13 protein-coding genes are annotated in these 22,058 nt (G+C 39.5%); 12 read left to right on the forward strand and 1 reads right to left on the reverse strand.

The genetic code is table 11. The features are described from left to right. The first annotated feature begins 1 nt into the window (after nt 1). The 7 genes from WKT11_RS10360 (at nt 2) to WKT11_RS10390 (ending at nt 5,848) form a co-directional block, all read left to right on the forward strand. Nucleotides 2-379: a plasmid mobilization protein gene (locus WKT11_RS10360; protein WP_004611807.1), complete on the forward strand. Its 378-nt coding sequence runs from the start codon at nt 2-4 to the stop codon at nt 377-379. A 102-nt stretch (nt 380-481) separates the two neighbouring features. Then, nucleotides 482-1,462, forward strand: a complete 981-nt coding sequence (locus tag WKT11_RS10365) for an AAA family ATPase (RefSeq protein ID WP_118050086.1) — start codon at nt 482-484, stop codon at nt 1,460-1,462. Between the two features lie 104 nt (nt 1,463-1,566). Next, entirely contained in the window at nt 1,567-1,800 is a 234-nt protein-coding gene (locus WKT11_RS10370; protein ID WP_118050088.1) for a complexin-2, read from the forward strand. A gap of 109 nt (nt 1,801-1,909) precedes the next feature. Next, nucleotides 1,910-2,092 carry a DNA ligase gene (locus WKT11_RS10375; RefSeq protein WP_340284169.1) on the forward strand — a complete coding sequence of 61 codons (183 nt, stop codon included), beginning with the start codon at nt 1,910-1,912 and terminating at the stop codon, nt 2,090-2,092. A 231-nt stretch (nt 2,093-2,323) separates the two neighbouring features. Beyond that, entirely contained in the window at nt 2,324-3,754 is a 1,431-nt protein-coding gene (locus tag WKT11_RS10380; RefSeq protein ID WP_118050092.1) for a MobA/MobL family protein, read from the forward strand. 244 nt (nt 3,755-3,998) lie between these two features. Then, nucleotides 3,999-4,910: a hypothetical protein gene (locus WKT11_RS10385; RefSeq protein ID WP_118050093.1), complete on the forward strand. Its 912-nt coding sequence runs from the start codon at nt 3,999-4,001 to the stop codon at nt 4,908-4,910. Beyond that, the gene (locus tag WKT11_RS10390) at nt 4,907-5,848 is read left to right on the forward strand and encodes a DUF1848 domain-containing protein (RefSeq protein ID WP_118050095.1); all 942 of its coding nucleotides are present in this window, start codon (nt 4,907-4,909) and stop codon (nt 5,846-5,848) included. Before WKT11_RS10385 ends, WKT11_RS10390 begins: the two co-directional genes overlap by 4 nt. A gap of 264 nt (nt 5,849-6,112) precedes the next feature. Here the strand turns inward: WKT11_RS10390 and WKT11_RS10395 are convergent, their stop codons facing one another. Further along, a complete protein-coding gene (locus tag WKT11_RS10395) occupies nt 6,113-7,429 on the reverse strand; it encodes a tyrosine-type recombinase/integrase (RefSeq protein WP_445291940.1) in 1,317 nt (438 codons plus the stop codon). 392 nt (nt 7,430-7,821) lie between these two features. On the opposite strand from WKT11_RS10395, the gene WKT11_RS10400 reads away from it, so the two are divergent. The 5 genes from WKT11_RS10400 to WKT11_RS10420 all read left to right on the forward strand — a co-directional run bounded on the left by WKT11_RS10400 (nt 7,822) and on the right by WKT11_RS10420 (nt 21,991). Beyond that, nucleotides 7,822-9,567 carry an MATE family efflux transporter gene (locus WKT11_RS10400; protein WP_118516503.1) on the forward strand — a complete coding sequence of 582 codons (1,746 nt, stop codon included), beginning with the start codon at nt 7,822-7,824 and terminating at the stop codon, nt 9,565-9,567. 187 nt (nt 9,568-9,754) lie between these two features. After that, nucleotides 9,755-18,757: an amino acid adenylation domain-containing protein gene (locus WKT11_RS10405; protein ID WP_340284178.1), complete on the forward strand. Its 9,003-nt coding sequence runs from the start codon at nt 9,755-9,757 to the stop codon at nt 18,755-18,757. A gap of 26 nt (nt 18,758-18,783) precedes the next feature. Further along, nucleotides 18,784-19,083, forward strand: a complete 300-nt coding sequence (locus tag WKT11_RS10410) for an STAS domain-containing protein (RefSeq protein ID WP_117675597.1) — start codon at nt 18,784-18,786, stop codon at nt 19,081-19,083. Nucleotides 19,084-19,193: 110 nt separating this feature from the next. Beyond that, the gene (locus WKT11_RS10415) at nt 19,194-19,826 is read left to right on the forward strand and encodes a 4'-phosphopantetheinyl transferase family protein (protein ID WP_117675596.1); all 633 of its coding nucleotides are present in this window, start codon (nt 19,194-19,196) and stop codon (nt 19,824-19,826) included. 470 nt (nt 19,827-20,296) lie between these two features. Further along, nucleotides 20,297-21,991 carry a two-component system response regulator gene (locus WKT11_RS10420; RefSeq protein WP_340284180.1) on the forward strand — a complete coding sequence of 565 codons (1,695 nt, stop codon included), beginning with the start codon at nt 20,297-20,299 and terminating at the stop codon, nt 21,989-21,991. Nucleotides 21,992-22,058: the final 67 nt, after the last annotated feature.

Genomic DNA, 22,058 nt, shown 5'->3' on the forward strand with positions numbered 1-22,058 from the left:
TATGAGCGGAGTACACAAATACCCAACAATCAGTTTTCGTATTTCTCCAAGAGAGAGGGACGAAATAGAAGCAAAAATCAAAGCGAGCGGTATGCAGAAAAAAGATTATTTTGTACGTTCCTGCATTTATAACAAAGTGTGCGTAGTCGGGAAAAAAGAAGTGATATATCAACTGGTTGAGGAATTACAACTTATGCAGTACAACATTGCGGAAATCCTAAAGCAATTTGAAGAGCAGGAAATCCTGTTATCAGACGAAGGATTGGAGCAGATGAAAAATGACTGTCTGGATATGCTGAAAGCCATTATATGGATGTTAGACGGAGCAAAGTATCTTTGGCAGGGAACTGAAAAAAGTCCTGACAGCGGCAACTGTTAGGACTTACGAAAAATCGGATAACCTTTGTTATCAAGATATTTACAAAATCAGTATAACAGAGGTTCTCCGCAGAAACAACAGAATTTTTGAATGGAGGACTTTATGGAAGAACAGAAAATTGAATTAAAAATTATCAATATGGCAGATATTCAATCGCAGGAAATTGAATGGTTGTGGTATCCGTTTATCCCTTATGGGAAATTGACAATTATTCAAGGCGATCCAGGAGATGGAAAAACAACACTTGTATTGAATCTTGCAGCCAAATTATCAAAGGGTATCGGACTTGATGAAGATATGCAGGTATCAGAGCCTATGAATATTATTTATCAGACTGCCGAGGATGGATTAGCAGATACAGTTAAGCCAAGACTTGAAGCGGCAGATGCTGATTGTGAGAAAATTATGGTTATTGACGAAAGCGAAAAATCTCTTTCTATGATAGATGAACGTTTGGAACAGGCGATTGTTCAAACCAATGCACGATTACTTATTTTAGACCCGATACAAGCCTATCTGGGTGGCGGAATGGATATGAACCGGGCAAATGAAGCAAGAGATATGACTAAGAAATTAGGACTTTTAGCAGAGAAGTATAAGTGCGCGATTATCCTAATTGGTCATATGAATAAGGCTGCCGGAAACAAGGCGGCATATCGAGGAATGGGTTCGATTGACTTTTTTGCAGTAGCAAGAAGCGTTCTTTTAGTCGGCAGAATAGAGGGACAGGAAAATACAAGAGCAGTTGTGCAGATAAAGAATAACCTTGCCGCATTCGGACATTCAAAGGCATTTGAACTGACGGAAGAAGGCTTTCATTGGCTGGGTGATTATGAAATTACGGCAGACGAATTGTTGGGAGGAATCACCCCGAAAGCAAATAAAAAGGAGCGGGCAAAACAACTCATTTATAAACTGGCAGAAACAAACAGCGTGGTAAAAAGTGAGGATATTGTTAACCTTGCCGAAGAAAAAGGAATTTCAAAACGAACATTGGAAAATGCGAAAAAAGAGTTGGGTATTAAAGGAAAACGGATTGGAGAATCATGGTATTGGAAACTTGATGAAATCGTGAAACCGTAGATAAGAACGCAACAATGCAGAGTGTATAGAAATTGCAGAGACGTAAATGTAAGGTTGCAAAAACTAAAGACATTGCATTGTTGCGGAGTTGGAAAGGAGAGCGTATGAAACAAATACAGATACCGGAGCAGTTATTTATGGAACTTGTAAAATTTCATTTGCTGGATATGGAAGAAAATTTACCAAGTATAAAACAAGGATTAGAAGCGAAATTGGATGCTTTGGTAATGAGAGATTTATATTCAAAATACAAAACAGCACCCACAGAGGAAGAACGAGAACATGCGAGAAAAGAATATCTGGACAGACGAGGAGTGCCGGAGAAATTCCGTTGGTAATTCTTCCTTGATGATAGAAACAGGAGCGTGCCACGCACCTGTAAATAACAGATAAGGCAGGAAAGGAGTATTGCGGATGTTAAAGCAGCCGGAAAGAGAAAGTAGAAATGTGAATGATTTATTTTATGAGATGGAGGGTAAACAGATACAAAAAATGAACAAGGTACTGGCAGACGTGGAACTGACAAAAGCAGAAGAAAAAACTCTGATATGGCTTGCCGGATGGGAAGAAAGTACCGTAGATCATTTGCTGTCAGTTATAGAAAAAGCAGCACGGATACGGGCAGATTAAAAGGGCGGAAACGCCCATAAATATAAGCGTGAGTCGGAGAAGTAATCGGATAGTTTTAAACAAAAACAAGCCCTCGGCGTTTGAGAGCGAAATACACCCATCGCACAAACTTTGTTTATGCTCTGCGTATTTCGCCCTTGCAGGGGGCAAGCCGCCGACAGGCGGATAAGTTCGTAAACAGGTGCCTATGCACCTACTCACAGCAAAGCCGGCGTAAGCCGAGAAAGGAGGATGCTTATAGGCAGACATTCATTTATCAGACAAAGTAAGCTGTCCGATGTGGCAGGGCGTATTGATTATATTTCCAATCCGAAAAGACAGGAATATCTTTATGCTACCTATCAGACAGAAGGGGCAACACTTGAATTTTGGAAAAATCTTGCAAGAGAAAATCAGTTGGATTTTAAGGCAAGCGGATCGGCAGGGAAATGTATTGAGGGGCGTGAGTTCATCATAGCACTTCCCGAAAGTTTTGTTCAGTACAGGGCAGATGATGTGGTAAGGCTTTTTACGGAGAGTTTTCATAAAAGATATGGTGTGGAATGCAGTGCTGCCCTTCATCACAACAAAGCAAAGACGAATTATCATATTCATCTGGTATTCAGTGAACGGAAAATGTTGGAACAACCCGAAGTAAAGATTGCTACCCGAAATATGTTTTATGATGAGCAGGGAAAGCATAGACGCACAAAGAAAGAGGTTTTAGACGAGCAGGGCAATCTTCGGGCGGGATGCAGTATTATCCCCAAAGGGGAAGTTTATGAAAGCCATATCTTCACGAAAAAGGATGAATGGTTTAAGAACAAAGCCTTTACTAAAGAAGTCAAGGAACTATTTACCGATGCGATCAACCGATATGTAAAAGAGGAATCAGAAAAACTATCCGTATTCCAACAGGGCGGCGTATATCTGGCAACCAAGAAAATCGGAAAGAACAATCCGAAAGCAGAGGAGATAAAGGCAGACAATGCGGCAAGGCAGGAATGGAATCGGACAGTTGATGTGGCATTAGTCGAGGGGGTTCCCGAAGAAGATATTTTGAAGATCAAGCAGGAAAAAATCACAGACAAAACGCTGCAATCTATCAGGACACACGGTTGGCTGCCGGATATGTTCCGGCAGATTATCCGAGGTGCGAAAGATTTTTTGCAGGAAGTAATTTTCAAATTTAAACTACCGCCGAAACCTGTACCAAAGATTGATTTGCAGGAATGGAAAGATATGCAGAAGATCATGTATGAATTGCAGAGACAGTCCATGGAGATAAAACGCACACAGCAGGATATTTCTTCTTTGAAAAAGCAACTGTCAGAGTTACGAGGACTATTTAAAGGCAAAGAGCGAAAATCTTTGGAGGGGAAAATTGAACTGTTAGAGGATTTGGAAAAGCGTCTGCACAAGAGTTTGGAACAGATAGTAAAGCGGGAAGGCTATCCCAATGTGCAAGCATTTCAGAAGGTTTATAACAAGGCAGAAGAATTGATTATAGAATACAACGAAGAACTAAGGGCATGGAAAAATCAGACAGAACAGAAGAAAGAGAAACCGTTAGAACAGCCGAAAAAAGCGAGTGTACTGGAAAAGCTGCACCGCTATCAGCAGGAAGGCAGACAGCAGCCAAAACGGTCAGTCAAGAAAAAATCTATGGATAGAGAACGATAAGAAGGGTGGAAAATGTCTTAGAAGGGGTTAGAAGAATGAACAATATACAGGCGTATGTGAAGGAGATTGTGGAGAAAGAGATTATTTACCAATAAGGAAAGTATGATAGAAAGCAAGTCTGAAAAGGCTTGCTTTTCGTTTGATAATAATGTTGTGCAACTAGACAACGATAATTGAAAATCATTTCAATTATAATAGAAAAAATGATACAATATATGAAACAGAAAGCAAAGGGGAGAGGGATATGCTTTTATATGACTTAATTGAAAAATGTTCTTATAGAGATGAATTTCAAAACGAGCATGAACAATGTGAAGACTGTTCATACGGAGATAATTGCCCAGGTGACTGTCAGAAGTGTCTGCAACATGTGCATTATCCGCAGAATGCGCCAGTACCACGAAAATATGATTGTGTTCATATGGCAGATTGTTATTATTGTAAATATGCATATAAATATGCCTCGGAAATCACATATGGTTTAGCTTGTTTTGCTGAGATTCGAAATAAGAAAACGTTAAAGATTATGTCCGTTGGGTGTGGTCCGTGTACAGAGTTAGCAGCAGTTGATTATCTTAAAGAAAAAGGTGTACTTAATTATGAAAAATTGCAATATAGAGGGATTGATCCATTAGGGAATGTATGGAGGCGTATTTGGAGTGATATTAAAGAATATTTTGGAAATGGAATTAATTTTTATCAAAAAGATATATTAGAATTAGTTGATATAATTACTAGACATAGCTGGGTTCCCGATGTACTGATTTTTCAATATGTATTTTCAGATATGTATAAGAATTCGAGTACAATAGAGATAAATCAGTTTATTGATAAGTTGGCGACTTTTTTAAATGCATGTGGTGAAAAGCCGATTTATATTTTATGTAACGACATAAACTTAAGCAAAGCATATAATGGTGGAAGAGAATTTTTTGATGCATTGGAATCAAAAATTGGTAATCCAAAGATAGTTAGGAGAATGCATTTTAATAACAACAATAAAGACAGACATTTTGAATATGGGGATGAATATAAAAGGAATTGTCTTATTTTTGATGACATTCCGGATGAAATAAGAAAGGCATATAATCCATTTGACAGTTGTGCTAGTGCACAGATACTCATAAAAAAAGAGCAGAAAGAAGTGATTAGATGATTTTGAGTGTAAGTAGAAGAACAGATATTCCGAATTATTATTCTGAATGGTTTTTTAATAGATTAAAAGAGGGATTTTTATATGTTCGTAATCCAATGAATTTTCATCAAATAAGTAAAATTAAAATATCGCCAGATGTGGTAGACTGTATTGTGTTTTGGACTAAAAATCCGTTGCCAATGATGGAGAGATTAGACGAACTAGAAGCGTATAATTATTATTTTCAGTTCACACTTACGGGGTACGGAAATGATGTGGAGAGAAATTTGCCAAATAAAAAAACATCAGTCATTCCTATTTTTCAAGAATTATCAAATAGAATAGGTAAAGAAAAGGTGGTTTGGAGATATGATCCTATTTTTTTTAGTAATAGGTATAATGCCAAATATCATTTAAAAGCATTTAGAAGTATTGCAGAGGCATTAAGTGGATATACAGAAAAATGTGTAATCAGTTTTTTGGATATTTATCCTAAGAATAAGAAAAATATGGATGATTTGTTAAGTTATGATTTGAGCGATAGTGAATTACGGGAATTTGCAAAAGAATTAAGCAATATAGCAAAAGAAAATCATATCAAAATTGGAAGTTGTGCTGAAAAAATTGATTTGGATGAATATGGAATAATTCATAATTCCTGTATTGATAAGGAATTAATTGAAAAAATTATAGGTTGCAAATTAAAGATAAATAAAGACAAAAATCAGCGTATTGAATGTGGCTGTGTAGAAAGTGTTGAGGTAGGTACATATAATACATGTAAAAATGGATGTGTATATTGTTATGCGAATTATAGTGCGAAAAGTGTGGAGTCTAATTTCCAAAAGTATGATCCTTTGTCACCACTTTTATGTGGTCATATAGAAAAAGATGATAAGATTAGTACTAGAAAGGTTGTGTCGTTAAAGGAAACACAGATAAGCATTTTTGACATTTGAATTTTTAGATAATATTTAAGGTGCGGGGGGAATAAAAATAGAAAGTGTGATGGCTCTATTTTGGCTCTAATAATTTGGCATGAGAAAAATATCAAATAAAATTCAGAGAATATGAATACAAAACGACACAAAAGTGTACTGAAAAGTACCTGGATTATCCTATCCGCACCCGAATTCGAATAATGAGCAAAATCCCAGAAGTCCTTTATTTACAAGGGTTTCTGGGATTTTATTTTTTCTCGTGATGCTTATCGTTCTCATCTTCTAAAGTAGCAAGTGCTTTTGCGGGAGGTATCTCCGCCTTTCTTTCCGGGGAATCTGCGGAGGCTGAACATTGGACAGGCCCCGCATGTTCAGAAAACGAATGAAGCTGTCTACCACATATATCCTCGACCTGCAGGAGTTGTTGGTTTCCGTCCTCCGCTGACGGCACCAGCCGTCAACCATTTCCTGTGTCAGTGCGGTAGCACATGGATCATTCGCGTGGCAGTAATGGTCAAACAGCATCAGGTTTTCCTCATAGGAAGAATCATTCCATCGCTGGGATGCCTGCCGGTACCTTATAAAGCTATGGATCTGTGGGGAAAGGAACGAACGGAATTCTTTCATATGGACAGCACCTCCTTTGCCATGGGGAACTTGCTCCACACTCAGGACGCATTCCTTTAAATGTACAAAATCTGCCCTTAGATAAGGCTCAAGGGAATCGGGAGCTGTATGTCCGAGAGTCTGTGTAACCACGGGCTGTAGTACACCGCTTTCCAGCATAGAGGATGCCAGGTTGTGCCGGAAGATGTGTGTCCCCTTCCTGTCTCCTGGATTCTGCCGCACTCCTGCAATCCGACAGATTTTTGTTACGATGTTTGCAATTCCCTGGGTAGACAATGGTGAAAAGGGATGTGTTTCTGTCAGGAACAGGCGGGGGCAGCCGGTATCCGGCCTTTCCGATTCCAGGTAATCATATATGGCATTCCCCACAACAGCAGAAAGCGGAAGTTCTAAGGGTACGGATGTTTTCTGCTGTGTGACCAGTATCTGTTCAGTTTTCCAGTCAATGGAACGGAAAGTAAGCCTGGCGATGTCACAACCCCGAAGCCCCGTAAAAAGGAGCAGGAAGAGAATCGCCCGATTACGTGCAGAAACTTCGCCTTTTTCTGTTGCTTCCCGTAGAAGCCTGACCTCATCCTGCGTAAGATACTGGATATTTTTTCTGTTTTCTCTTAGCACAGGCAGGAAACTGAGCACCTTCCGACATTGTGCTGCTTTCCAGTTAAGCCCTGCTTTGAACACTGCTGCAATGTTTTTCTTGTAAGAACAGCTTCTTTGCAAAGAACCACCTTCTACGAGAAAGAATGACAGGACATCCTCTTCCATTATTGTATCCAGACACTGGGCACCCCGTTGCTGCATCTGATGTAAAAAAGATGCTGTATTGAGTGCTTCACCCCGTATGGTCGATTCCTTCTTTCCACGTTTTTTCTCATATATACGGTAAAAATCAATCAATTCTCTGAATTCGGAACAAAGCAGATGATAGGATCCCCTCTCAAACAAGGTATGTCGGCTTCTGCCATCAGGCATGCGGCCGAAGTCATCAAACTGCTCCAACGCCCCGATGATAGTTCTTTTGTTTCGCAGATAGTCTTTAGAATGCGGAGCTTTTAATTTCCTACAGACTTTATTCATCTGCAGCTGATAATAAACAGACTGTGGAAAGAGATAACCTCCACGGAAAAAGACCTGTTTATCATAGTCCAGTGGCCTGTCTGTATGGAATGGATAAACTTATAAAAACAGAATGGATCGTATGCCCTGTTTGCGGCAGGAAAACGCACAACAAAATATCATTTCATTCCAAATAACTGCATTTCGTTCTTTTTAAATGAAATGCGGTTATTTTTATGGTAAAATTATAATTTAATATAGGAAAAATTGTGAAATTTAGAGCTTATTTGAAAAAGGGGGATGAAATATTGGAAAAAAGAAATAACAGGCTGCTGAATGCGAAGTTAAACAAATACATCATTCCGGGGATTATGATGTCGCTGGCGCTTCAGCTGGGAAATATCGTTGATACGATCTTTGTAAGTAACTTAATAGGAGTAGAGGCGATGTCGGCGGTTACGATGAGTCTGCCGGTTGAGACAGTTGTTCAGCTTGTGGGTTACTGTCTTGGAATCGGAGGTTCGATAGCGGCAGGGATTATGCTTGGGAAGCGTGACAAAGAAGGAGCTTCCAAATTATTTTCGGCTACTTTTATAGTGACACTTCTTGTGGGAATCATTTTTTCAGTCAGTGCATTGTTTACCGCGGAACCGATTGCAAGGCTGCTTGTATCGGGCGAGGGTAATCTGATGCATTATACAAGAGATTATATTCGCGTAAGTATGCTTGGTGCACCGGTGATTGGAATCGGATTGATGATGGTAAGCTATCTTGGCGCAGAGAATCATCCGGAACTCTCATCTGCATATCTGATAGCTGCAAATGTGATAAATCTTGTGCTTGATTACATATTCCTCAGGTTTACTCCGCTGGGAATTGCAGGTGCGTCTTTATCAACGGTACTCGGATTTCTGGCTGCGATGGTGATCTTTATATTTTATATTCGTTCAGATAAGCGAAATCTCAGTCTTTTTTTTCTAAAAGCCAGAGATTTCGTGATAATAAAAGAAGCAGTTGTTACGGGCATACCGATGCTGATTTTTATGGCGGCAAATTTTGTAAAAGCGCTTGGACTTAATACAATAATCATGAATCTTATCGGTGAGGACGGAATGGCGGTATTTACAGTCTGCGATAATGTGCTTCTGATCGTTGAGATGCTTACCGGAGGAATTATCGGTGTTATTCCGAATGTTGCAGGTATTCTCTTTGGTGAGAAAGATTATGTGGGTATCCGGGTTCTTTGCAAAAAAATGCTGAAATACAGCTACATGGTTCTGGCAGTTGTATTTATATGTGTGATGGTATTTACTGAACAGATCACGATTTTGTTTGGAAGCAGCGGTGGTGAACTGGGAAGACAGATGGTAGATTCACTTCGTATATTTGCCTTATGTGTGGTGCCGTATCTCTGGAATAAATTTATGGTAAGCTATTATGAATCCATTGAAGAGACGGCAATCGCAAGTTTTGTTACATTTCTTCAGAATGCAATCGTGGTTCTGCCTGCAACACTGGCAGGAATTCTTATCTGGAGACAGATAGACGGAATCGGTATAGACGGAATCGCTGTTGGTTTTGTCGTTACTGAGGTAGTGACAGCTATCGCAGCATATGTTTTCCGGAAAATAAAACATAAAGGTTCTACATTCTATATTGTTCCGGATAAAAATCCGGGAATCAACCTTGACTTTTCAATTAAAAGTACAATGGATGAAGCACAGGATGTCAATAAAAAGATCATAGAGTTCTGCCGGGAAAATAATATATCGGCAAAGAAAGCAAATCTTGCGGCTGTATGTGCGGAAGAGATGACAGTAAATATCATTAAGTTTGGAGGAAAAACTTCTAACTGGATCGATATCAATCTCTGTATTGAAGATGATACCTGCAACCTGAGAATCAGGGACAACGGAGTGAATTTCAATCCTCTGGAGTACAGCTATGACAGTGAAGATTTTGATATTCATGGAATAGAGCTTGTGAAGAAGATTTCAACATCGATGAACTATATCCGTGCGATTGATATGAATAATACAGTAATATCTTTTTAGCAGGAAACAATATGCCGACAAGATTATTCAGGAAATCAATTTGTTGGTACGATAGGCTGATAAGATAAGAAAAACAAAAATCAGCAAAAGACTACTGTTTATGCAGTGAATAGAAACAGTAAGTGTAAGAGAAAAATGAAGGTACTGAACAGTTATAAACGAAGATTATTGCAGGAGGTGCAAGGAAATGTCCGTAATTAATGAGAAAAGTAATTTCACATTTGAGTTTCAGCCGGTAACAAAACTCTTTGAAGAACAGGTACGTCTTCATCCGGACAAGTGTGCGGTTGTTACGAGTAAGGAAAGCTTCACATATTCTGAATTAAATGAAAGGGCAAACAAAGTTGCCAATTCACTGATTGAAAATGGTGTAAGACGTGAAGTGATTGTAGGTGTTGTACTTGAACGCTGCTGCGACTTTTATGCAGTGAGACAGGGTATTTTAAAAGCCGGAGGAGCATTTGCCGTTGCTGCGCCGGAATATCCGGATGACAGAATCGAGTATATTTTTGAAGATGCGGGAGTACCGCTTATTATCACAACGAAAGAAATTGCAGATGAACGTAAGGAATTGTTTACAAAGCTCAAATGCAGAGTACTTTTGCTGGAAGAGCTGCTTGAAAATGAAAATACAGCAAATCCGGATACAGAGATCGGAGAGCATGATCTTTGCTATTGTATCTATACATCAGGGTCGACAGGAAAGCCGAAAGGTGTTATGATCGAGCACATTAATCTGGCAAACTTTGTAAATCCGAATCCGAAAAACGCAGAGATTTTTGGTTTTGCAGACAAAGGAAAGGTTTCTCTTTCCATGGCGGCAATGACATTTGATGTGTCCGTCATGGAGGAATTTGTTCCTCTTATCAATGGACTTACTGCTGTTATCGCAAGTGATGATGAGATTAATAATCCGATGATGCTTGGTGATTTAATCGTAAAAAATAAAGTTGATATCATGACGTCAACACCTACCTATGTATCAAATATTATCGATATCCCACAGCTTAAAGAAGCAATGGCTCAGATCAAAGTTTTTGATCTGGGAGCAGAAGCTTTTCCACCGGCGTTGTATGATAAGATCCGCACCGTAAATCCGGATGTTTATATTATGAATGGTTATGGCCCGACAGAGACAACGATCAGCTGTACGATGAAGGTTATCACAGACAGTAAAAACATTACGATCGGTGTTCCAAATGGTAATGTTAAGGTATACATTGTCGATAAGGAAAACAGGATTCTGCCTGATGGAGAGACGGGAGAGCTTGTTGTTGCGGGTATGGGAGTAGGCAGGGGATATATGAATCTTCCTGAAAAGACTGCTGACGTATTTATTGAACTTAACGGTGAGAGAGCATATAAAACAGGTGACCTGGCGAAGATCAATGCAGACGGCGAAATAGAGTTTTTCGGAAGAATGGACAATCAGATCAAGCTTCGCGGATTGAGAATTGAGCTTGGTGAGATTGAAGAAGTGATCAACAGCTTTGAGGGAATTATCACAAGCATTACAATTCCTGTTGATAACAAATATCTTTGCTGTTATTTTATTGCAGACAGAAGTATTGATACAGATGAGCTTTCAGATTATGCGGCGGGCTCACTTGCACATTATATGGTTCCGGATGTTTTTATCCAGCTGGAAAAAATGCCGATGACTCAGAATGGTAAGATTGATAAGAAGGCATTGCCGAAGCCGGTTTCCGAGCCGAAAAATCTGAAAGAACCACAGACACAGATGCAGAAGAAGATTTTTGAAATTGTTGCCGGGGTTGTCGGAAATGATTTCTTTGGAATTGATACAAGCCTTTATAAGGCCGGACTTTCTTCTATAAGTGCGATGAAACTTTGCATTCTGATTTCAGATGAATTTGGGGTTACTGTAAAAACGGGTGATATTCACGAGAACAATACAGTTGAGAAACTGGAAAAATATATCGCGCTTGCACCTAAGATCAGGACTTATGAAAAGAGAGATGTTTATCCACTTACAGGTTCACAAAAGGGAATCTTTGCAGAGTGTATCAAAAATCCTGAGAGTACCATATATAATATCCCGTTCTTATTTGAGCTTGATAACTCTGTAGATGTACAGAAGTTATCGGCAGCAGTTACGGCGATGGTGAATGCACATTCGTATCTGCTCACAAAAGTGTACCTCAATGACGATGGTGAGATGGTGCAGTGCCCTTGCGAAAAAGAGTTTGTACCTGAGATTATTGAAACAACAAATGATAAATTTGAGACTGTAAAGAATGAACTTGTGCGTCCGTTTAAGCTGGAGAAAGGACATCTGTTCCGTGCGGAAATTTATCTTACAGAAGATAAAAAGTACCTTTTTACGGATTTCCATCATATCATTGCTGACGGCAATTCCTATGACATCATTTTTGCAAATATCAACAGAGCATGCATGGGTGAAAAACTCGAAAAAGAATCTTATACGGGATTTGATGCGGCACTTGATGAAGAGCAGCAGATGAAAGAAGGAAAATATAAGAAAGCTGAGAAATATTATGACAGTATTTTCGAAGGAATTGAGACAGAATCACTTCCACTTCCTGACAAGTCCGGTGAAGTTCCTGAAAAAGGATATACATCCAGAAATATAAAGATTTCCGAAGATAAGATCCTTTCCTGCTGTGAAAAACTGGGAGTTACTCCGAATGTTTTATTTACAGGTGTGTTTGGCATTCTTGCGACCAAGTATTCAAACGCAGACGACAGTCTTTTTGCAACTATTTATAATGGAAGAAATGATTCAAGACTTGAAAATACAGTCTGCATGCTTGTAAAAACACTTCCGGTTTACTGTGTGTTTGACAGCAAAACTACCCTACAGACTTACATGACAGAGCTTTCCGAACAGCTGATGTCATCCATGGCAAATGACATTTTCCCATTCTCTGATATCTGTGCAAAATACGGATTTAACTCAGATCTTGTTTTCGCATATCAGGCAGAACTTGAGGATGATTATCCGATCGGAGATACGATGGCAAAAGGAGAAGACCTCTCCCTTGATATGGCAAAAATGCCGCTGCTTATTCAAGTAAGAGATTATAACAATGAATATGTGCTTACCGCAGAATACCGAAGTGATATGTACAGCGAAGCTTTTGTTAATGGTATGCTTGAAGCATATGAGGCTGCGATGAAATCTATGCTTAAAGCGAAGTATGTTTCAGAAGTATCTGTTCTTTCCCGGAATGCAGCAGATGAGATTGCAGAGTTTAATCATACAGAATGTGATTATGACAGAAGCAAAACAATTTCTGATATGTTTGATGAGATTGTACAGGCAGTGCCAGATCAGATTGCTGTAGTATATAAGGACAGAAAATATACATATAAAGAAATTGATAAACTCAGCGACAGACTTGGAAAATATATTTTATCCCTTGGAATTGACAGGGAAGAGGTTGTATCAATTCTGATTCCGCGTTGTGAGTATATGGCAATCGCACCGCTGGGTGTAATCAAGGCCGGAGCAGCATATCAGCCGCTTGACCCGACGTATCCGAAAGACAGACTGATGTACATGTTAGAGGATTCCTCTGCGAAACTTCTCATTGCTGACAGAGAACTCCTGCCGTTAGTGGACGGATATAAAGGAAAAATCCTGTTTACGGATGAAATTGTGCAGTTAGAAGACACCATGCAGCTGGAAGATACAGATATCCAGCTGAGGAAACCGTCTCTGCATGACTTATTTATTCTGCTTTATACATCCGGCTCAACGGGCGTCCCGAAGGGATGTATGCTTGAATATGGAAACATTACTGCTTTCTGCCATTGGTTTAAGAAATATTACGAAATTGGTTTTGATTCCAAAATAGCTGCATATGCTTCATTTGGATTTGATGCGTCTATGATGGATGTTTATGGTGCGATCGTGAATGGAGCCGAACTTCATATCATTCCGGAAGAGATCCGGCTTGACTTTATCGGACTCAATAATTATTTTGAAGAAAATGGTATTACGAATGCATTTATGACAACCCAGGTTGGAAGACAGTTTGCACTGGAGATGGACTGCAAGAGTCTGAAGACTCTTTCTATCGGTGGTGAAAAGCTTGTTCCATGTGAACCGCCGAAGAATTTTAAATTGTTCAATGCTTATGGACCTACGGAGAATACAATCTTTACAACAGTATTTGAGATTGATAAATATTATAATAATGTTCCGATAGGAAAGGCACTCGATAATGTCAGACTTTACGTGGCAGATAAGTTTGGACATATGCTTCCGTACGGTGCCTGCGGCGAATTGATGATAGCAGGCTGGCAGGTTTCCAGAGGATATCTCAATAAGCCGGAGAAAACCGCCGAAGTATACACCAGAAATATTTATGATGATACTGAAGGATATGAAGTATTGTATCATTCCGGTGACGTTGTGAGATATCTTCCGGATGGAAATATCCAGATCATAGGCAGAAAGGATTCCCAGGTTAAGATCAGAGGATTCAGAATCGAACTTTCAGAAGTGGAAGAGGTCATCAGAAGATATAAAGGAATCAAAGATGCGACAGTTGTTGCGTTTGATGAGACATCTGGTGGAAAATATATTGCTGCATATGTGGTATCTGATGAGAAAGTGGATATACATTCATTAAATGATTTCATCAGAGAAACAAAGCCGCCGTATATGGTTCCGGCTGTAACCATGCAGATTGATAAGATTCCGTTGAATCAGAACCAGAAAGTCAATAAGAAAGAGCTTCCAAAGCCGGAAAGAAAAGCCGCAGAAATCATTAAGCCGCAGAATGATGTTCAGCAGAAATTATTTGACTGTATTTCAGAAGTACTTGGATATACGGAATTTGGAATTACAACTGATATTTATGATGCGGGACTTACATCAATCACTGCGATCAGGCTGAACATTCTTATTTCAAAAGCTTTTGATATCGTGATCAAGACATCAGATATCAAAAACAATCCTACGATCCAGGCTCTGGAGAGCTTTGTTAAAACTGCAGGAAAAGAAACAAAGAGAGAGATTCAGGAGGTTTACCCGCTTACCAATACGCAGGAAGGTATCTTTATTGAATGTACTGCAAATATGGGAACAACCATTTACAACATTCCGTATCTGCTGAAACTTGACAAACGGGTTGATCTTGAGAGACTTGCTTGCGCAATCGACAGTACGGTTAAAGCACATTCCTACCTTAAAACACGTCTGTTCATGGATGAAAACGGAGATGTTCTTCAGAGACGTAATGATGATTTGCCATGCAGAACACAGATTTTTAATGGAATGAACCGGGAGACTCTGGTTCGCCCATATATGTTGTTTAATGAGCAGCTTTTCAGATTTGAGATTTACAGAACCTGCGATGGAAATTATCTGTTCCTGGATATTCACCATATCGTTGCAGACGGCACATCTCTCGCTATCATAATCAATGATATTAACAGAGCATATGCCGGAGAAAAACTTGAGGCAGAGGAGTATACTTCGTATGATCTTGCGCTTGATAACAGAGATGCGCTTAAGAGTGATGTTTATAAGAATGCTGAGAATTACTATAAATCAGTATTTGAGAACGCCGGAGGAAGTATAAGCTTCTACCCGGACAAAAATGGTTCAGTTCCGACGGCGGAAACTTACCGTAAAGAGATATCAGGGATATCTGTGCAGAGTGTAAAGGATTTCTGTAAGAAGAATAAGATTACGGAAAATGTATTTTTCATTTCTGTTTTTGGACTTACGCTTGGAAAATATAATTTCAGAAAAGATGCTGTGTTTACGACAATCTATCATGGAAGAAATGACTCAAGACTTTCAGAAACAGTAGGTATGCTTGTAAAAACACTTCCTGTTTACTGCGATTTTTCAGGCAGTGCAAAAGAGTGTCTGACAGGCGTTCAGCAGCAGCTTATCGATTCTATGAATAATGATATTTATCCGTTCTCACAGATAAGCCGTGAATTTAATATAAAAGCGGATGCAATGGTTATTTATCAGGGAGACAGCTTTGAGTTCGATACGATCGGCGGCGAGTTTGCTTCGGAAGAACCGGTTCAGCTGAATGCAGCGAAAGCACCTGTTTCCGTAAGTATTTCCATTCAAAGAAATAAATTCGTCTTTGATATCGAGTACAGAGGCGATAAGTATAATGAAGAGACGATGAAATATCTTGCAGATAATCTGGAGATTGCAGCGGAGGGTATTCTTGGCGAATCTGAACCATCAGACATCAGACTTATGTTTGAGGAACAGACAGAAATGGAGAATGATCCTGATCATGCCGGAAAGACTTTCGTGGATCTGTTCAGAGAAGCAGTGGAAAAATATCCGGACAGACCTGCCATAAAAGATGAATCTGGTGAGATCACTTACAGAGAACTTGACCAAATGTCCGATTACATTGCACAGAATCTTACGGAAAATGGATTTGGCAGGGAAAAAGCTGCCGGTATCCTGTGTGGAAGAACAAGAGAATTTGCTGTCTCATATGTCGGTGTTATGAAGGCCGGTGGAGCGTATGTTCCGCTTGATCCGGAGTATCCGCAGAGCAGAATTGAATATATGCTGAAGGATTCGGGAGCAGATAATCTGCTTGTGGTCAGCCAGTATCGAGATCTTGTGGATTTTTACGATAAAAATGTGATAAGTATTGATGATGTTGCTGAAAAATCAAAGAATTTCCAGCTTTCTGTAAAACTCACAGCTCCAAGGCCGGAGAATCTGGCATATATGATCTATACTTCCGGTTCGACCGGAAAACCGAAAGGTGTTATGCTTGAACACAGAAATCTTCTGAATCTGATTGAATATGTTGTGGCATCAAGAAAAATGACACCGGATTTTGTAGTTGCTGAATTTGCAAGTTTTTGTTTTGACGCATCAGTGATAGATTTGTTTGCACCGCTTACTGCAGGAGCATCCGTATATATCCTGCCGGAGAGTATAAGAAAAGATGCAATCGCAGTTGGCAAATTTATAAAAGACGAAAAAGTTACTACTGCAACTTTCCCGACACAGATGGGTGAGCTGGTTGCAGAACTGCTTGAGGATGCTCCAAATCTTAAATTTGTCACCCTTGGCGGTGAGAAATTTAAGCATTACCGTAACCGTACCTATCAAATGATCAATGGTTATGGACCGACAGAAAATACTGTATCATCAACAGAATTCCGGGTTGACAGACAGTATGAGAATATACCGATTGGAAAATCTCAGAGAAATGTCAGAAGTTATATTGTGGATAAAGATTTAAACAGACTTCCGGTGGGAGAAGCAGGTGAACTGTGTCATGCAGGAAGACAGATTGCAAGAGGCTATCATAATCTTCCGGAAAAAACGGCTTCCGTATTTGTGGAGAATCCGTTCTCTGTATGCGAAGAGGACAGACGCCTTTACAGAACCGGAGATATGGTCCGTATGAAAGGTGACGGAAATATTGAGTACATTGGCAGAATTGATTCACAGGTAAAGATAAGAGGATATCGTGTTGAACTTGGAGAAATTGAAGGTGCTGTCCTTAAACATGAGCTTGTAAAAGAGTCTGCAGTTACAGTTATCGAAAAAGGTGGAAATAAATATATAACGGCTTATTATACAGGTGAAAGTATTCCGGACGATGAGCTTAAAGCATTCCTGGAACCACTGCTTCCTGATTATATGATGCCATCATTCTTTGTTTACCTGGATAAACTGCCTGTCACTCCGGGTGGTAAGATTGATAAAAAAGCACTTCCGTTACCTGAAGTAAAGACCGAGAGAACAGGATATGTGGCACCTGTTACTTCTGTCCAGACAGAACTTTGTGCGATATTTGAGAAAGCACTGGGAATTGAAAACGTAGGAATAGATGATAACTTCTTTGAACTGGGAGGTTCTTCACTTATTGCTTCAAAGGTTGCAATCATGTGCCTCTCAAAGAATATTTCAATCGTGTATGCAGATATTTTCAAACATCCTACGATTCGCGCACTTTCAGCAATCGTCGATGATGACGGGGCAGCTGAAGCTGTACAGAGTGACAATGAATTTTCAAAATATAATTACAACAAAATACAGAGTGTTATCAGCGGAAATGTGGAAGAGAATGTTGACAGAATAACGAAAGAAAATCTCGGAGACATCATGATCACAGGTGCGACAGGTTTCCTTGGAATACATGTTCTGAAAGCATATCTGGATAATTATGATGGCAAAGTTTACTGCCTTGTACGTAAAGGTGCATATGAATCATCGGAGAAGAGAATGATGAATATGCTGATGTACTATTTCGACAATCCATATCGGGAAATGTTCAAAGAGCGTATTGTTTGCGTGGATGGCGATATTACATCAAAAGAAGAAGTGAATGGATTTTCTGCGTATAAATTTAATACGATCATTAACTGTGCAGCCTGCGTAAAGCATTTTGCAGCAGGTGATGTCCTGGAGAAAATAAACGTGCATGGCGTAGAAAATCTCGTTGATTTCTGCAAAAATAATGGACGCAGACTGATTCAGATTTCTACAGTTTCCGTTGCAGGTGAAGGTTCAAATGGTGTTCCGCCGATGTCCAGACTTTTTGGTGAAAATGATCTGTATATTGGACAGAGTATTACGAATGAATATATCCGTACAAAGTTCCTCGCCGAGAGAGCAGTACTTGAAGCTGTCGCAGACGGACTTGACGGAAAGATTATGCGTGTGGGAAATCTTATGAGCAGAGATTCTGATGGTGAGTTCCAGATTAACTTTATTACCAACGGATTCCTGCGCAGTCTGAGAGGATATAAGGCTGTAGGTAAGTTCCCGATCGGAGGTATGCATGAAGCCGCAGAATTTTCTCCTATTGACTCCACTGCCCTTGCAGTTCTGAAGCTTGCGCAGACAGACAGGAGATTTACTGTATTTCATGCCTGCAACAGCCACCATATTTACATGGCAGATCTGATCTATGCAATGCGCGATTATGGATTTAAGATTGATATTGTAAGAGATGAGGATTTCGAGGCAACTGTAAAAGAGTTTGCGAAGAGTAATAAAGATTCTGAAGCTGTTTCGGGACTTATTGCGTATACTTCACATAATGAAAATGAGATTTATACATTGGATTATAGTAACCGATTTACGGCACAGGTTCTTTACCGACTCGATTATAAATGGCCTGTTACGGATGATAAATATCTTGAAAGTGCGATAGCAGCACTTGACAGACTTACGTTCTTTGATTAAATTGGATAAAAAAGGAGGTACATTTCATGGAAATCGTAAAGAAAACAGAAGGAAATAAAGCAACGCTGGAGATCAGCGGATGGCTTGATACACAGACAGCACCTCAGTTACAGGAGGCACTTTCAGAACTTGAGGATAGCATTACAAGCCTCGTGTTTGATTTTGCAAAGCTTGAATATATTTCTTCAGCAGGACTGCGTCAGGTAATCGTTGCATATAAGAAGATGATGGGTAAGGATGGATTTAAGATTATAAATGTTTCGGATGAAGTATTTGATATTTTCAGACTTACCGGATTTGACCAGCAGATAGAAATCGAGAGATAAGATATAAGGATTGCTGATGTTTATATAACGTTATTCTACGAGATATTCAGGTAATGTAGTGTATTGCTGAGGACTGAGTGGTCAGCAATTTGATTTATGGATGATATAAAATGAAATTATACAGAATCAATATCAGGAATTTTAATGATCCGTTGCAGGATAAAAAGCTTCTCGAACTGGTTGACGAGAGGCGAAGAAAAAAGGTCATCAGGTATCTTCAGCCTGATGACCGGAAGAGAAGTCTTGGAGCAGGTATCATCATCAGGAAAATTCTTAATGAAAATGGATTTTCAGAAAATGATCTGAAGTATTCCGAAAATGAAAAACCATTTGTGGACAACCTCTTTTTTAATGTGTCACATGCAGGGGATTATGTAGTCGGTGTATTATCAGACTGCGAAGTCGGATGTGACATTGAAAAGAACAGTAAAGCGCCACTTGAGGTAGCAGAACATTATTTCTACTCCACAGAACTTGAATATATAAGATCTGCGGATGACAAAAACAGAGCATTCTTTACACTCTGGACATTAAAAGAAAGCTACATGAAGATGACTGGAAAAGGAATGAGCCTTGCACTGGACTCGTTTGAAGTAATTCCGACAGAGAATGGATTTATCCTCGGAAAATCTTCAGAGAAAAACTGTTTTTTTAAGACTCTGGAATTCGATGGATATATTTTTTCCGTCAGTAATGAAATGGAGTTTGCTCTTGACGAAGAGAAGTTCTGCGATATTCTGTAATGGAATAAATTTTATATGAGCTACCGGGAAAGAGAAAACGGTAGCAATTGGAAATGTGACGTCTGCAAATTGTGGACGTCATGTTACTGTTCGCGGGATAGTGGCGTGGAACAGTAACAACAGTAACGAAAGAGTTTCCCCGATTTCATATTAACTCTTGAAAGAATATGCAGAATAAGGTAAAATTAAGAAGCCAAAATACATTTTATATCATGTATGATTTTTTTATAACTTAGGATATTTTGCATAATTAAAATTGTGAGGTTACGAGGCCTAAATTGTAGAAAACTCTGACAGGAAACGAGAGTATACATCTGGCCGGTTATTTTAAGATACATTAGAAGAACAAACAGATCGTCAATGAATTTTAAGCATCTCCGGCAGACATATCCGGAGATGTTTTGCTGTTGCCGGAAACGGAATGAACAGTAATGTTTGGCTTTTCGGTCTGAAGGGAGCAATAGAGAAGTATGATAAAAGATTCTGACAATGTAAAACTGCTGGAACCGGGAAAAACGCCAGCAAAGAGAAAGATTCTGGTCGTAGAGGACAATGAACTGAATCGTGAAATTCTTTCTTCTTTTCTGGAAGAGAGATTTGAAGTTCTTCTTGCGGAGAATGGGGAAGAAGGACTTAAGATTCTCAGGGAATATTACAGAGAATTATCTGTAGTATTACTTGACATCTGCATGCCGGTGTGTGATGGATTTGAATTTCTTAGACGGAGAAATACGGATAAAGTGTTATCAACGATACCGGTTATTGTTATGACCGGAAGTAATTCGAAGGATGCGGAGATTCAGTGTCTGGATCTGGGTGCGGTTGATTTTATTCCGAAACCTTATAATTTTAAAATTGTAATGGGCAGAATCAACAGTGTAATAAAGTTAAGAGAGTCTGTGCTGACACTTACAGCGGTAGAACATGACGAACTTACCGGAATTTATACCAGACAGGCATTCTTCTATCATGCCAAAGTACTTCTAAAGGCTAAGGCGGAGGAGAAATTTCATCTGGTAGTTGCCGACATCAGAGATTTTAAACTGATTAACAGCAGTTATGGAGATAAGATCGGGGATCAGGTTCTGTGTTATCTGGCCCGGACATATGCAAAGATGATGCCGCATGGTCTGATATCCAGATATGGAAGTGATCAGTTTGTATGCCTTGCTTATGGGGATATGGATCTGTCGTTAGATATAATGAAGAGGGTGACAGAAGAAATTGCGGAGAATGCTCCGATTCCGAATCTTATGGTTAAGTACGGAATTTATGAAGATATTGATATTTCGTTACCGGTTTCCGTAATCTGTGACAGAGGATTTATGGCAATCCGCAGTATTCGTGATAATTATGAGAACAGTATTGCATATTATACGAAAGAGTTAAACCAGAAACAGATGTTTGACAGAAAGCTGGAGAACCGATTTGACAGTGCGATTCGTGATAAAGAGTTTGCAGCATATTTCCAGCCGAAATATGATGCAAAAACAGAGAAAATTGTAGGAGCAGAGTCTCTGGTACGCTGGATCAATCCGGATGGCTCTATGGTAATGCCGGGGGATTTTATTCCGCTATATGAGAGGGATGGCCTGATCGTAAAACTGGATGAATATATATTCAGATATGTATGTGAATTTCAGCGAGAACTTATAGAGAAAGGACAGAAACTGGTTCCAATCTCGGTAAATCTGTCACGTGTAAGTATTCATCATACAGGCGTTGTAGACCGTTATGTTGACATCGTAAAAGAAACGGGAATTCCATTTTCCTGTGTGCCGATCGAACTGACAGAGACGGCTACATTGAATAATGTGAAGATCAGAGACTTTACAGAGAGACTGGTAAATGCTGGATTTGCATTGCACATGGATGACTTTGGCTCCGGGTATTCTTCTCTGATCACATTAAGTGAACTGCCATTTAATACATTGAAGATCGATAAGAGTCTGATAGACTGTATCGGGCAAGATAAGGGAAGAATGATCGTGCAGCAGATAACAATTCTTGCACATGGACTTGGCATGAATGTGATTGCCGAAGGTGTGGAGAGCGCGGATCAGGTAGAACTTCTGAGAGAAATGGGCTGTGATGATATCCAGGGATTTTATTATTCCAGACCATCGCCGAGAGCTGAATTTGTGCAGAAGCTCTGCGAAGCATAATTAAATTAAAAGAAGATAGGAAGACCATCATACAGAATCTTGTGGGGATTGTATGATGGTTTTTATA

Origin of the sequence: Blautia sp. HCN-1074, assembly GCF_037890165.1 — a bacterium.
GTDB lineage: Bacteria > Bacillota > Clostridia > Lachnospirales > Lachnospiraceae > Blautia_A.